Origin of the sequence: Vibrio sp. A8-1 (genome assembly GCF_013048685.1) — a bacterium.
GTDB classification, from domain to species: Bacteria; Pseudomonadota; Gammaproteobacteria; order Enterobacterales; family Vibrionaceae; genus Vibrio; species Vibrio metschnikovii.
The window spans coordinates 1-13757 of the sequence record NZ_VHTC01000006.1 but is presented as its reverse complement, the minus strand read 5'-3'; the positions used below and the strand labels follow the sequence as shown (position 1 = coordinate 13757).

Annotated in this window: 14 protein-coding genes and 3 tRNA genes; 8 read left to right on the top strand and 9 right to left on the bottom strand. The window is 42.3% G+C overall.

What is annotated here, in order from left to right:
- Positions 1-107: 107 nt before the first annotated feature.
- Positions 108-977, top strand: a complete 870-nt coding sequence (locus FKN93_RS04605) for a LysR substrate-binding domain-containing protein (RefSeq protein ID WP_154167992.1) — start codon at positions 108-110, stop codon at positions 975-977.
- 10 nt (positions 978-987) lie between these two features.
- Here the strand turns inward: FKN93_RS04605 and FKN93_RS04600 are convergent, their stop codons facing one another.
- Positions 988-1221, bottom strand: coding sequence for a glutaredoxin family protein (locus FKN93_RS04600; protein WP_040904261.1), 234 nt, complete (start codon positions 1219-1221; stop codon positions 988-990).
- 144 nt (positions 1222-1365) lie between these two features.
- On the opposite strand from FKN93_RS04600, the gene FKN93_RS04595 reads away from it, so the two are divergent.
- Both FKN93_RS04595 and FKN93_RS04590 read left to right on the top strand, forming a co-directional pair.
- Complete coding sequence (locus tag FKN93_RS04595; protein WP_170904582.1) at positions 1366-1872, top strand: M48 family metallopeptidase; 507 nt, start codon at positions 1366-1368, stop codon at positions 1870-1872.
- A 125-nt stretch (positions 1873-1997) separates the two neighbouring features.
- On the top strand, positions 1998-2222 hold the full coding sequence (locus tag FKN93_RS04590; protein WP_004395142.1) for a hypothetical protein: 225 nt from the start codon (positions 1998-2000) through the stop codon (positions 2220-2222).
- Here FKN93_RS04590 and pilW read toward each other — a convergent pair whose 3' ends face one another.
- From pilW to FKN93_RS04555, 7 genes are all read right to left on the bottom strand, one after another.
- Positions 2223-2945: a type IV pilus biogenesis/stability protein PilW gene (gene pilW, locus FKN93_RS04585; RefSeq protein ID WP_170904581.1), complete on the bottom strand. Its 723-nt coding sequence runs from the start codon at positions 2943-2945 to the stop codon at positions 2223-2225. It abuts the gene before it with no gap.
- Positions 2946-3206: 261 nt separating this feature from the next.
- Positions 3207-4148: a homoserine O-succinyltransferase gene (metA, locus tag FKN93_RS04580; RefSeq protein ID WP_154167997.1), complete on the bottom strand. Its 942-nt coding sequence runs from the start codon at positions 4146-4148 to the stop codon at positions 3207-3209.
- Positions 4149-4564: 416 nt separating this feature from the next.
- Entirely contained in the window at positions 4565-5713 is a 1149-nt protein-coding gene (locus FKN93_RS04575) for an ABC transporter permease (RefSeq protein WP_170904580.1), read from the bottom strand.
- Positions 5700-6863: an ABC transporter permease gene (locus tag FKN93_RS04570; RefSeq protein ID WP_170904579.1), complete on the bottom strand. Its 1164-nt coding sequence runs from the start codon at positions 6861-6863 to the stop codon at positions 5700-5702. Before FKN93_RS04570 ends, FKN93_RS04575 begins: the two co-directional genes overlap by 14 nt.
- A gap of 4 nt (positions 6864-6867) precedes the next feature.
- Positions 6868-7842, bottom strand: a complete 975-nt coding sequence (locus FKN93_RS04565) for a biotin/lipoyl-binding protein (protein WP_170904578.1) — start codon at positions 7840-7842, stop codon at positions 6868-6870.
- Positions 7839-9230 (bottom strand): TolC family protein, encoded by a 1392-nt coding sequence (locus tag FKN93_RS04560; protein WP_154168002.1) that lies wholly within the window; start codon positions 9228-9230, stop codon positions 7839-7841. The genes FKN93_RS04565 and FKN93_RS04560 overlap by 4 nt, the downstream gene beginning before the upstream one ends.
- A 121-nt stretch (positions 9231-9351) precedes the next feature.
- On the bottom strand, positions 9352-9585 hold the full coding sequence (locus FKN93_RS04555) for a hypothetical protein (RefSeq protein WP_040904267.1): 234 nt from the start codon (positions 9583-9585) through the stop codon (positions 9352-9354).
- A 470-nt stretch (positions 9586-10055) separates the two neighbouring features.
- Between FKN93_RS04555 and FKN93_RS04550 the strand changes: the two genes are divergently transcribed.
- Positions 10056-11027: a chemotaxis protein gene (locus FKN93_RS04550; RefSeq protein ID WP_040904797.1), complete on the top strand. Its 972-nt coding sequence runs from the start codon at positions 10056-10058 to the stop codon at positions 11025-11027.
- 59 nt (positions 11028-11086) lie between these two features.
- Complete coding sequence (locus FKN93_RS04545) at positions 11087-11782, top strand: DUF2726 domain-containing protein (protein ID WP_154168004.1); 696 nt, start codon at positions 11087-11089, stop codon at positions 11780-11782.
- Here FKN93_RS04545 and FKN93_RS04540 read toward each other — a convergent pair.
- Positions 11774-12835: a GGDEF domain-containing protein gene (locus FKN93_RS04540; RefSeq protein ID WP_170904577.1), complete on the bottom strand. Its 1062-nt coding sequence runs from the start codon at positions 12833-12835 to the stop codon at positions 11774-11776. The genes FKN93_RS04545 and FKN93_RS04540 overlap by 9 nt on opposite strands.
- 350 nt (positions 12836-13185) lie before the next feature.
- Between FKN93_RS04540 and FKN93_RS04535 the strand changes: the two genes are divergently transcribed.
- The 3 genes from FKN93_RS04535 (at position 13186) to FKN93_RS04525 (ending at position 13461) form a co-directional block, all read left to right on the top strand.
- A tRNA-Val gene (locus tag FKN93_RS04535) sits at positions 13186-13262 on the top strand.
- A 19-nt stretch (positions 13263-13281) separates the two neighbouring features.
- A tRNA-Val gene (locus tag FKN93_RS04530) sits at positions 13282-13358 on the top strand.
- Positions 13359-13384: 26 nt separating this feature from the next.
- Positions 13385-13461 (top strand) — tRNA-Val (locus tag FKN93_RS04525).
- Positions 13462-13757 lie beyond the last annotated feature (296 nt).

Here is a 13757-nt window from a genome sequence, read left to right as displayed (position 1 = left end):
GACCAGGTGAAGTCGTTAGGGAAGCTTAATGTGATCAAACTAGCAGCGTTATCCGGATTAATAAAATATATTATAAATATCGAAGCAATAACTTTAATTAATAGCTAATGGATAGTCGTCAATTACGATATTTTCTTGCGGTGGCAGAGCATGAGAACTTCACTCATGCCGCACAGCAACTGCACATCGCTCAGCCAGCATTAAGTATTGCTATTAAAAAATTTGAGCAGCAGCTGGGTGTAAACCTATTTAAGCGTGGTGATCGTAAAGTAAGTTTAACGCATGAAGGTTCGGTATTAATCGACCATGCTCGACGAATTTTGCAGCAAATCGACAATGCTCAATTAGCCATGGATGAACTCAAAGGACTGGTAAAAGGGGAAGTGCGCTTAGGTGCACCAAGTATGATGGGTAGTTATTTTTTTCCACCGATCGTAATGGCGTTTAAAACCCAGTTTCCGAATTTAAAAATGACGGTCATTGATGCGGGAACCCAATCGATACGCAAAATGTTATTAGCAGGAGAGCTCGATGTCGGCGTGATTTTAAATCAAGATGTGCCTGCTGATTTAGAAACTGACCCGTTACTCTCTTCCCCGATGGTGGCCGTTGTAGGCCAGCATCATCCACTGGCTGCTCAAACACAGATCGATTTTAAGCAATTTTTTGAGCATCAACTGGTGATGTTTAAAACGGGTTATTTTCACCGTGAGTTCATTGATAAGGTTTGTAAAACACATCAACATGAAGCAAAAATTGCTTTTGAGACTAATCTGTTACCGATGATCCTCAGCATTGTTAAACAAGAACACGCGATTACTGCTTTATTGAAGCTGGTCGCAGATAATGAACCGGAAGTGAGAGCAATACCGTTCACACCTCCCGTCTCCATTGATCTCGCGTTAGCGTGGCGTAAAGAAGGCTATTTATCTAATGCCGATAGAACGTTTATCGAATTTGTAAAGCAATACGTTTAATCCGCCGCGCTTAGCTTTTTTGGGTATAGAGTCGTTCAAAATTACTGACGTTCCAGCCAATCAAGAGCTGATCGCCAATTTTGAGGACAGGGAGACTTCTTGCTCCTAGCGCATCTAGCTCTTTGCGGCCGCGCGCCATTTTGGCATTACACAAACGGTACTGAATACCTTTCGCATCCAAATAACGCTGGGCATCTTTACAGTGAGGGCACTTGTCTTTCACATAAAGGACAACACGTTTCATTCTTAGGCTCACTTTAACTAAAAGGGCGAATTCTAACGCTGGCTGAGCCGATGCACAAGCCGCCTTGTATTGGCAATGGGCATTACTTCTTGATCTATTTAAGTTACACTGCCACGTCAAAAATCGATGCGACAGAGTGAATTTATGCATCCTGTATTGAAGTATATTCAAGGTTATCCCACCTCGCTAATAGAACAAATTCAACAATTAATCACTCAAGATAAGTTGATCTCTTGGTTTGAGCAGCGTTACCCAGAGCGGCACGCTATCCAGAGTGAAAAAGCGCTGTTTAACTTCACGATGGCGATTAAAAATCAGTATATGAAGAAGACGTCACCGCTGAGTAAAGTGGTGTACGATGGCAAAATTCATCTTATTAATAATGCGCTCGGTCTACACAGTTATGTTTCTCGGGTGCACGGCAACAAGATAAAAGCCAAAAATGAGATTCGTATTGCTAGTGCATTCAAACAAGCACCAGAGCCTTTATTACGTATGCTCGTTGTGCACGAGTTGGCCCATTTACGTGAAAAAGACCACAATAAAGCTTTTTACCAACTGTGTTGTCATATGGAGCCTAATTATCATCAGTTAGAGTTTGATGCTCGGCTATACATGATGGTACTAGAATTGAGAGCTCAACAAGGTTAAGTCGTTCTGAAAGCGAAAATTTTAGATAAATTACGTGTATAATGACATCAGAGTCAAGAATATGGCTTATCTGCCGATAAATCAGTAAGAGGTATAAATAGCGCCTAAATCTAAGGAGGCCACAAATGGACATCGACTTCTATCTGCCATGTCAACCTGAGTGGCTTTGCGTGCCCTTTATGACCGTCTTTGGGTTACTACTCTTAGCTGGGCTGATTAAGTTTATTCGTATTGCTTATCGTGAATATAAGAAAATTGAACGTGCCAAAGCCGTTAAAAAGCAGCGCCGTGTCAATTATCGCGAGCGCAAAGGCGGCAGAGATGGCCGCCCAACTAACATCAAAAAATAGTTAGACCAGCTCTGCTAATAATGCCTGATATTTGTTTTTTAAAGCAGGATTGCCGCTGCGTTTTTCTAGTTCAATCAATAGCTCTAAGGATGTCTTTTGATAACCATATTGTTGATGGAACTTCATTAAACGCAGCCGTGCTGGAATAAATTGGTCATCATCAATCTCCAACTTAGCCAGTTGTAGGATTGATCGAGCACGGTTAGGGTCATGATCTAACGAACGTTCGAAATAATAGTGCGCTTTTTGTTTATCGCCCGATTTTAAAGCGCAAAATCCTGCATTCTCATAGCTGGCGGGGATCAGATAATAGTAAGGCTGCTCAACGGCACGCATAAAATATTGATCGGCTCGGCTATATTCCCCTTGTTTACACAAAAAGGCACCGTAGTTATTAAGCACATTACCATTTCTGGGGTGCTCCCTTAATGCGGTTTGATAAAGCTGCTGCGCCGTTTCATTCTCTCCCACTATTTCAAAGTAGTGCGCCATGGAGAGCTGAGCGCGATAGTAGTGTGGCGCATGTTGGAGCGCTTTTTGTAGGCTTTGCCGAGCTTTTACCCGGTTACCTTGTTCGAGATAACCTAACCCTAACGCAATTCTTGATTCTGCCATTTCAATTGGAGTACTTCGTAATTCTGCTTGTCCCTGTTCAGTCATAGTAACGCAGCCACTTAGCCACAAGACACTGATCCCTAATCCCAATGCGGATCCCCATTTCATGCCATTTCTCCATTCAGCGACGTTGTGATGTTTGTTTACTCGAATTTTCAGTAGTGTCATCGCACTGATTCACTGGCATCACATTATCGATAGGACTCATCAGAGTGATTGAAGGATCTTGGCGAAGCCCAAATACAGCCGTAAATTCAAGTTGTTGTGGAGCCTATAATAGAATGATTGGGCGTTTGAAAAATGGCTAACCGACAAGGATGCGAGTCAGTTAGCAAACTCAGTTAGCCTAAGGTAAGAGGGGAAGTAGTGTTAATCGTCTTTAGTGAATTTATCTTCACTAAAGTGCTCAAGATCATAGGGCGTTTGTTGATAAACACAGTAATTAAGCCAGTTGGCAAATAATAAGTGTCCATGGCTTCGCCAGCTCGCCCGTGGTGGCTGATCTGGATTATTGTCAGGATAATAATTGAGTGGAATTGGCGGTTGCAAACCCTCGGCAAGATCTCGCACATATTCTTGATGTAGGGTATCAGCATCATACTCAGGGTGGCCAGTCACAAATACATTTCGTTTATCTTTCGTTGCCGCTAAATAAACGCCCGCAATGCTTGATGTTGCAAGCAGATCGAGATCGGTATGTTGCTCTAGATAATCAGCGGCGAAATCAGCATAACGAGAGTGTGGAGCGAGGAAGGTATCATCGAATCCTCTTAGTAAAGGATGAAAAGGCTGATGAATCTCATGCTGATAAACCCCAGAGAGTTTTTCTTCTCGAGTGCGTTTGGGAAGGTTATATAGCAGTTTTAACCCAGCTTGCGCAGCCCAACAAATGTATAACGTTGAAGTGACATGATGTTTGGCCCAATTCATGACGCGCTGTAGATGATCCCAGTAAGCGACATTTTCAAATTGAACCAATCCAAGCGGCGCGCCAGTAATGATAAGGCCATCGAAATTGCGTTGACTGACTTTATCAAATTGACGATAGAAAGCATTAAGATGGGCTTCCGGTGTATTTTTACTCGGACGATCATCGATGCGTAATAACTCAATATCAACTTGCAAAGGGGAATTAGACAGCAGTCGTAAGAACTGTGTCTCGGTTTCAATTTTTTTGGGCATTAAGTTTAAAATTAATACCTTAAGAGGTCGAATACCTTGTGTCGATGCACGAGATTCAGACATAACAAAGATGTTTTCTTGGCGTAGCACATCGGTTGCAGGTAGTTGATCGGGGATCTTAATTGGCACGGCTTGCTCCCTAAGCTAATGGACGTCTATACTTCTAGACTTATAACCTATGCAACATTAAAAGTCGATAGCTAAGTGATATCTATCATGGTTATTTATTTAACTTCGATAAGGAATAAGATAGAGGAAGGATCTCGTATTAATAGCGATAACAGATGCATGTATACCCAAATGACTTGGAGTTGCAGGTCGGCGGCAAGTGAGTGAGTCCCCATAGACTCTATGATTGGGGTGAATAAACGTAGCCAACACTCCTGCAGCTTCAAATAGGAAGGGTATAGCAGGGGAGCGATGGCGATAATACAAGGGCTGGTGGGCTGTTCAAGCCACCGAAGTCATTCTTTGGTTCTTATGATTTCATGCCAACTCAGGATAAGAAAGTTTGTAGAACTTTCATTATCCTGAGTAGAGATTAGTTAGTCATGATGAGCGAGTTTTCCTTTGCCGGTTCGACGGTATTGCCACCACGCTAGCCAACCCCAACCTAAGGTTTGTAACCAAAGCAGTGTCCATTGTGGTGCAATTTGCCACCATTCCGCGCCCATTTGATTAAGAGCAAGAAAACCTTGTATCCCTGGGGTACTTGGAAATAGGCTGGCCAGCCAAGTGATAGGGGGCGGAATCGCTTCTAGTGGCCAAATAAAACCAGAAGAGAAAACTAAAGGCATCGAGCTGATTAAGACGACAACGGTGACGAGCTCTCGCCTTGGGGCGAGCGCACCAAGCCAGATACCGAGAAAACAAGCACTCAATAAAAAGGGCAATAAAAGTGTCAGTAATTGCCCCATATTGGCGAGAGTACTGATACCTAAACGACTAAAACTGGCTCCAAAGTAATACATACTGAGGAGGTAATAACAGGCGACAAACAGCAGTGTTCTTATTGCAATCAGTCGAAGTGGAGAGACGCGCTGCCAGTAGCCTTTACCCTGTTTTTGAGTACCGACCATTAATCCCACCGCCATAATCAGTGTTTGATGCAAAATCAACACAAATACACCGGGCACAACGTAATCGATATAACCCATTTTAGGGTTAAAAGTCGGCTTCATATTCGATTGTAGTGCCGACCAGTGTTCCGTCGCGAGATCTAAAGGCTCTCCATCGACGACCAAGCGCGCGACTTTCGCTTTCGCTGATAAGGTGCCACCAGCTTGAACCAATCCCTCTACCACCGTGCCATAGACCAGAAAGTACGCCGCGTCTCCGGCATAGGCTAGCGTTGGGCTTTTACCGAGCAGTAAATCTTTATAGAAATGTTCAGGGATCACCAAAATACCACTCACTTCGCCAGCTAAAAAGGCTGCTTTGGCATCCACGATCGAGTGATTTCGCTGGATGATTTTTATCTGTGGGGTAGCATCAACCATTCGCTCAAGTTGATAGCTAGTCTGGCTTTTATCTAAATTCACTACAGTAATGGGTAATTCACGAGGGGTTTGTTGGCTATACGGTAATGGATAGAGAAAAGAATAAAAAACCACACCACCGATCATGGTTAACATCACGACAGGATTAGTTATCAGCGCTTTTAACTCGGCTTTGAACAGATTAAACAGAGTCATGATTACTCCTTAGCGCGGTTTCTTTGCTTTGATGTTTATTAATAAGCACGAGCGTGATCACTAAAGGGAGTAGGTAACCGAGCATTGGCCATAAATGCTGAAGTGACTGCTGAGCGTTCAGTCCATAATTGACTTGGCTGATCTGCACTTCAATATAATGACTGATGGGTAACAAACTTCGCCAAGCGAGCGCGACGCTACTCATATCTGAGGCAGGGAAAGTGACGCCCATAAACGCAAAGCTCGGTGCGGTAAATGCACCCGCAAAACTCATAGCTCGAGCAGGGTCAAGGGTTAAAAAGTAAAAAAAACAGCCCATAATCATACAAGCTAAAATAGTCACCATCTGAGCAACAATGATGATTGAGAATCTACCGTGCATCGGCCATTGCATGGCTTGATAGAACCAAATTAAAAATCCAATTCCCTGAAGTAGGAAAATGACAAAATAGGGAGCCAGTGTTTTACTCAGGTTTCGGAAAGGGTGAGCCGCTAACCAACGTTGTAGACCATATTCACGATAATTTGCCGTTAAAATTAAAATTGTCGCGACCACGATAAAAATTTGCCACAGTGCAGGAACCGCCGCAGAGACTAAAAATTGAGCATAGTGATTGTTTTTATTAAACAGTGGAGTCACTTGAGTTCGAACAGGTACCGCTTGTCCCAAAGCACTCAACAGGGTCTGATCGCCTTTTGCTAAGGTTCGGGCTCCATCCAGTTGAGCGTTAAATGTTCCTTGGGCTTGAAGAACCGCTGAATTGATTAATCGTCCAATCAAAATATATTGGCTATTATAAAAAGTACTGACTTGAGGCTGCTCCCCACGATAAATACTTTTATCAAACTGAGTAGGAATAACGACGTAAGCATAAATATCACTTGAGATTAATGCTTGTTTCGCTTCCGAGGCACTTTGATAGTGGCGTGTTACCGATAAGGTTGATGTAGCATCCAGTTGACGAACCATTTGCCGCGATAATTGGCTGTGTGATAGGTCGACCACACCTATCGGTAAATTATGGAGGATACCTTGGGAAAATATCCACCATAATAGAGCCGCGAGCGCAATGGGCACCCAGGTTAGGCATGAGAGTAGCCAATGATCGTGACGTAATAACTGCCACTGTGAAGGTAGATGATTTGGCATCGTCTTATAACTCAACAGCAACACTCATGCCCATTCTTAACCCATCAATAGGTTGTGTGGGGCGGGCTTCAACTTCAAAGGTCCTTAAATCAAAACCTTGTGAAGTATCGGTTGATCGCCAAGTAGCAAAATCGCCCATTACTGCGATGTGGGTCACGGTAAATTCAACATACTTATCCAACGCAGGTAAGAATGCTTTGAAGGTTGATCCTTGTTCAAAGTGGCGCAGTAGATCTTCTCGGACATTAAATACAGCCCAAGAGTCGGCGCGATCAACAACCGTAACAACCGGAAAGCCTTGTGGTGCGAGTTCACCGGCTTGCATTAACACCTGAGACACTTCACCATCAAACCAGCTTTCGATGCGAGTATCAGCGGCATAAGCTTCTACTTCAGCCACTGCACCTGCGGCCATGCGTTCATTTTCAGAAGCGGCGAGTATGGTCTCTTTACGAGCCCCTTCTTTAGCCATTTCATACATTTGTAGAGCGGCATTTTCACTGTATCTGGCTGCACGCCATTGAGTATTGGCTTCATCTCGTCTTTGCTCAGCAACAACGCCTTGCTCGAAGAGATTATTCACTCGTAAATAGGTTTTTTCAGCCAGATCAGCCGCCGCTTTTGCGGTTAGCCATTGGTCTCTTGCTGCTTGTATTTGTTGGCTACGTGAACCCGTTTCCGCTTCTTGAGCTAATGCGCCAGCCGCTCTTTGCCCCGCCATCGCTTGTTCTAACTTAGCTTCGATTTCCGGACTATGAATGGTGAAAATTAGCTGACCTTTGCTGACGAGATCCCCTTTGCGAACAAAGACTTGATCAATACGTCCCGGCACTTTGGATGAGATACTGTATTGTTGAGACTCAATTTGTCCTTGGAGACGAATGGGTTGAGGCTGATAAGCTTGATAAAAGCTATAACCTATCCAAGCGACGGCGGCGACGACAGAAATTACAATAACAGAAGATTTAACCGCTTTCATGAAGGTTCCCTTTGTGAATCGACAAGGTGATTGGGCAGCATCGTTAAAGGAACTGCCATCTGCTTATAATGAGAGAAAGTTTGCATCTCACTCGATAAGGCTAAAAGCTTACTCAGAGAAATGAGATAGTTAAAACCAGCCACGGCTTGTTGAGTTTTAATGCTGGCTAAATAAAGTTCGGCATCGACAACGTCAAGCGAAGTGGCCAGACCTTGATTAAAGGCTTTCTGACGTAATGATAAGTTTTCTTGTGCCAAGCGTAAGCTTGAATTAAGCCCTTGTGCTTCTTCTAGAGCTTGTTCGGCTTCTTTATAGGTTTTTTCAACCAATACCGTCAAATCTTGTTCTGCTTGGGCGCGCAAAGAACGGACTTGAGAGACTAAACTGTTTGCGGCTCGGACTTGGTGACTGCGCCCAGTGTTCTCTATCAGCGGAATACTTACTCCAACACCGACCATCCAATCGGGTGTGAGTTGACTGAGAAGTGAATCATCTTCGTACAAACTGTAATGGCCAAACAGATATACGTCGGGATAGTACTTACCTTTTTCAGCCTTAATCAGGCTATTAGCTTGTTTCTCTTTAGCACTCAAGAGATCTAAACCTGGGTAGGTGGCTAATGTTTGCTCAATAAAAGCAGTTAACGGGGGGAGGTTTTTATTAATAAACAATTGACCACTGGGGGCGACTGGCTGAGTTTGGTTCAGAATCTGTGTCAACGCACTTTGAGCTATGTCTAATGTTTTTTCTGATTTTTTACGCTCAATAGTGGCTTTATCTAAAGATGCTTCGGCCTGTAAACGTTCAACTAAGGCAATTTGTCCTTGTTGTTCAAGTTTTAATGCATTATCGCGATGTTTGGTTAGGCCCTGTTCGACAGCAATATGTGTTTGTAATACTTCTTGAGCAAGTACCACGCTAAAATAGTATTTGGCTAAATCCTCATAACGAGCTTGCACTACCATGGCAAATTGACTTTCAGCCTCTTGTTTTTGTCCTTCTGCGGCTGTCTGTGCTGCGGTGATTCGTCCACCGGTAAAGATAGGCCAGATAGCGCGAATGGATGAACTATAAGCATTTTTATCGGCTAAAGTTATACCGATTGTATTGGGGATCGGCAGTGGTAATTCTAGATGAGGTGTAGGAAGCGTGATATCTCGTTCAGCAATTCTAGCATAAGTTGCGCTAACGGATAGAGAAGGGTAGTTAAGATGACTCGTTGCGCTTTGCAAATGCTGGTAATGTTCGACATTGGCTCGTTCGGCGGCTAATGAGTGGTTGCTTTGCTGCAAAATATCCCAAGCTTGCTGAAACGAAATAGGCATGCTGTGGACAGAAGCACTACCCAGCAACGAGCACAACGTCAAAGTAATGGTTTTTAGCTTCATGTTACCGTTCAGAGTTCGATTTAGAGTGATTGCTCTATAGTAGCGAGTTTTTTTTCGAGAGAGTAGTATTTTGTTGTAACAAGAGTTCAAAGCTGATTCGTTACTACGAATCAGCTTTGATTTATCGATGAGGGAAATGGGGACAGAAGAAATCTGCTCGCCAAATCAATTTTTTCGTGCCTTGCATCGTAGTGAGCACATCCTTGCCCGACATTTGTGGAAAAGCGAATAATACGCGGACTTGTTCATCGTTTTCTACCGCCAGTTCGTAAGCCCGAACATGAGTAAACGTTGACAGAAGATGCTCGCTTAGCATGTCTCGTGAAAGGCATATACCTAAAGCATCTTTTTCCATAATGACTTTCCTCCTGACGATGTAAAATGAGATAAGTCAATCGTTCCTAATCTATTTAAATGATTATGATGAGTAGGGAATGATTGATGATTTAACACCTCACTGCACTTATCAGTATATAGAAGAATGTACCTGTTGAGTAAAAAATAAGCGATATTATAAGTGATCGATGTCACATATTGATATGCAAAAGAGTTTCTATTGAGGTGTGATTTTTCCCATTTTAGTGGGTTAATCATTGGTTCTGTGGTGCTTCTTTTACAACTACTCATCTATATTCATAGACTTGCTGGCAATAGCACGGTTTAAGGGAGCCATGGCGGATTAACGAGAGACTTTTTTCTTGGTAATTGGGTATAGATAACAAATTAAATAAACAATCTACCCCATTATCATTTTCTTTGGACGACTTGCGTATATACTACAAAAAGGAACGAACTTAACGCTTTGCCGAAAAGATGTGAATGATTATGAGCAATCCAAATAATACAATTTTATTAGAAAGTGGTACTAATGAGCTGGAAATTATTGAATTCCATCTAGAAAAACTATTACCTAGTGGTGAGACGAAAACCTGTTACTACGGGATTAACGTTGCCAAAGTACGAGAAGTCATTCGTGTACCTGAAACCACCGATTATCCCAATGCACAGCCTCACATGATAGGGGTCTTTTCTTCTCGGGAAATATTAACACCCTTAGTCGATCTTGCTGGTTGGCTTGGTGTTCCCACTCGCCCAGATATTAAGAACAAATACGTTATAGTGACCGATTTTAACCGTATGACAAACGGATTTTTAATTGACAGTATTAGTCGAATTCACCGTATTTCGTGGAATGATGTTGAGTCACCGAGTCAATTTTTAGAAGCTGGTGAGCAAGACTGTGTCGTTGCCGTCGTCCGTAAAGACAAAAAGCTGATCATGATTTTAGATTTTGAGAAAATCATTGCTGACATCAACCCAGAATTAAGTATGGGTAAATACGATGTTAAAATGGATCGTTCGATTGATTTAAATCAGAAAATGGTCAGCAAACGCAATGCTAAAACGATCATGGTAGTCGATGATTCGGCATTTATTCGTAGTATGATTCAAGAAACGCTGAGTTCAGCTGGTTATAACGTGATTGCTTGTAAAGATGGGGGAGAAGCGTACGAAAAGCTAATGGATATTCAGCGTGTGGCCAAAGAAGAGAATACCTCCGTTAGTGAGTTGGTAAATGCCATCGTGACTGATGTAGAAATGCCGCGTATGGATGGGATGCATTTAGTCAAACGGTTACGTGAGAATGAAGCATATAACCAAACACCAATCATCATGTTCTCATCATTAATGAGCGATGATAACCGAGCTAAAGCGCTTGCTCTAGGTGCCAACGACACTATCACTAAACCTGAAATTGGTAAGATGGTCGGTTTGATGGATAGTTTTATTTTTTAATAATAATCAATATAGCGATAAGCTTCTCTTTAGCGTTGTATAGATAAAGAATAGGTACTATGGCGAACGTCTTTATTATAGTTGCTCTTTTGGTTGGTTTTTTTCTATTCATTCAAAAATATTTAATTCGTAATGATGATAGTAAAGATTACACTTACAAAAAAAGTGGCCCGTTACTGAATGCCGCAGAAAGTACCTTTTTTAATGCATTAAGAGCCGCCGTCGGTGAGCACGGTATTGTGCTGGCAAAAGTAAGCATGACCCATGCTGTTATGCCCAAACCATTGAAGAACAAAAAACAATGGTTCATTGCTCATAGCCGGATTGCTAAGCATTATTTTAGTTTTGTGGTTTGCGATGCAAGAACGTTAGAACCACGAGTCATCATGGAACTCGATGATGGAAAACCGTTAAACAAAGGAAAAATAGAGCGACAAAAGTTGTTACTGCAAGTATGTCAGTCAGCTAATATTCCATTAATTGGCGCCAATATTAAATACAGTTATCAAGTGGGTAAACTACGCCGATTGCTTGCCGCACACATTGATCTTATTGAGCCGGATAAAGAAGTTCGTTTTTGTAAGCGTTGTGGTAGCCCAATGGTCATCAAGACGGCCAGCCAAGGTGAGTTTAAAGGCCGACGATTTTTCACTTGTAGTCGTTTACCTCATTGTACCTATACTGAGAATTATAACGTTGTTTTTGAAACTGATGAAGCTGAGGTACCGGTGTCCGAAATAAAACGGCTAAATTGAATCAGCTTGTGAAAGTTCAGTATAATCTTTGCTGGCTGATGATTGACAAATACAGACTTGATTTCGGCCATTTTTTTTCGCTTTATACAGTTCCATATCCGCTAATTTAATTAACTCATTCAAGTTATCCCCGCTGCGATACTCACAAATACCGACACTGAGTGTTAACTGGATAGCTTGTTGTTTAGAAAATGAGTAATTAGCAACAAGATTGCGTAGCCTTTCGCCGATTTGCTCTGCCTGTAACAGTGAATGATCAAAGAGAGTAATACAAAACTCTTCCCCACCAATTCGAAATAAGTTTTTCTCCCCAACATGTTGAGCAAATAATCGACATGTTTCTACTAGCACTTTATCGCCAGTATCATGGCCAAACTGATCGTTGATTTGTTTGAAGTAATCTAAATCAATAATCAATAAGCAAAGCGAGGTATTTGGGCTCTTGTTTTGCTCAAAATAGTCAAATGCAGAATGCAGCGAAAGTCGATTATGAGCTCCAGTTAATGGGTCTCGAGTGGCTAAATGAGTCAGCGTAAATTCAATTTTATGGCGATTAGATTCATAAAGATGAGCAATAAACCAAAGGCCGCTATAGCAAAAACTAAAATTAATCAGTATAGGTATGGCATTAGGATACGATGAGTAGGGGAGCTGAATAAACAAAAGGCAACTGATGATCACGACGATCATACCGGTTACTACTCCGCCTAGTTTCTGACCCAGAAAGACGTAAAGTACCACCGGAGCCAATAAGCCCCATATAAAGGTCCCATTGCTAATCGGTTGTAGATAAGTTGCTAGCACTATGATCGTTAATAGGACACAAACGTAAGACTGAGCAAGGCGCTCAGAGTAGTCATTCTGTTTAGCGTATTGATGAACATAGAAAGAGTAGCCTGAAAACAGAACTTCAATACTCGCTAGGCCGAGTGCTTGATGGTAGACAACGTTGAAGATGGCCATAGAGAGAGCAATAAAACACAAGAATAAGCTCAGCCCGCGAAGTACGGACGCTCTTAGCGTTTGTGAATGATTAAACAGTTTTGCATCCATGTTCTACCGACTCAATTGCATATTCGTTCGAATAGCCGTTATAGTACCCATTTGCCTTCACCAATCAACGTTATTTTTGAATCCAAATCACAAAAAGAGGAGCTAGTTCTAATTAACGGCCTTTTTGATTTTTGATGTGATCCACTTTTTCTCTTTTTTATGACTTACTTACGGCCTACTATAAAAGGGAGATGACTGTGAACTTAGACAGAAAGATTGGATGATAACGGTTATTTTAGAGCAAAAAACCAGCAAGTTGATCATGTAAGAGTCAGTTGAGTCAAAAATAGTAAAAATCCACTTGCACTGAGTAAAATCAATCGCTAATATCCACCCCGTTCTCAAGTGATGCGTCCGTAGCTCAGCTGGTTAGAGTATCGCCTTGACATGGCGGGGGTCGGTGGTTCGAGTCCACTCGGACGCACCAATGTGAACAAGAAAAATTTGGGTCTATAGCTCAGTTGGTTAGAGTACTACCTTGACATGGTGGGGGTCGGTGATTCGAGTTCACTCGGACGCACCATCCGATTTGAATACATATGTAAATTTGGGTCCGTAGCTCAGTTGGTTAGAGTACCGCCTTGACATGGCGGGGGTCGGCGATTCGAGTTCGCCCGGACCCACCAAATTTATCAATAAAACCCGCATGTTAGCGGGTTTTGTTGTTTCTGAAGCCTGTAAATCCTACTGATTCATTCCCTGTTAATTCTCTTCTTTTACTCAAATATTTATTCTGTTTTATTCACATAAATTTTATTGACTCATATCTTGTTGGGCACGGATGGTCACAATTGTGTAAGCGTTCACCGAGGTATCTTGACTTACCATGCCTGAAGAAGCATGTGCAGTTTATAGATCAAAAACGTTCGGGTACGGTTTCTTCTCAACGACTGACGTGATGATTTCACTCAGAACTGACATT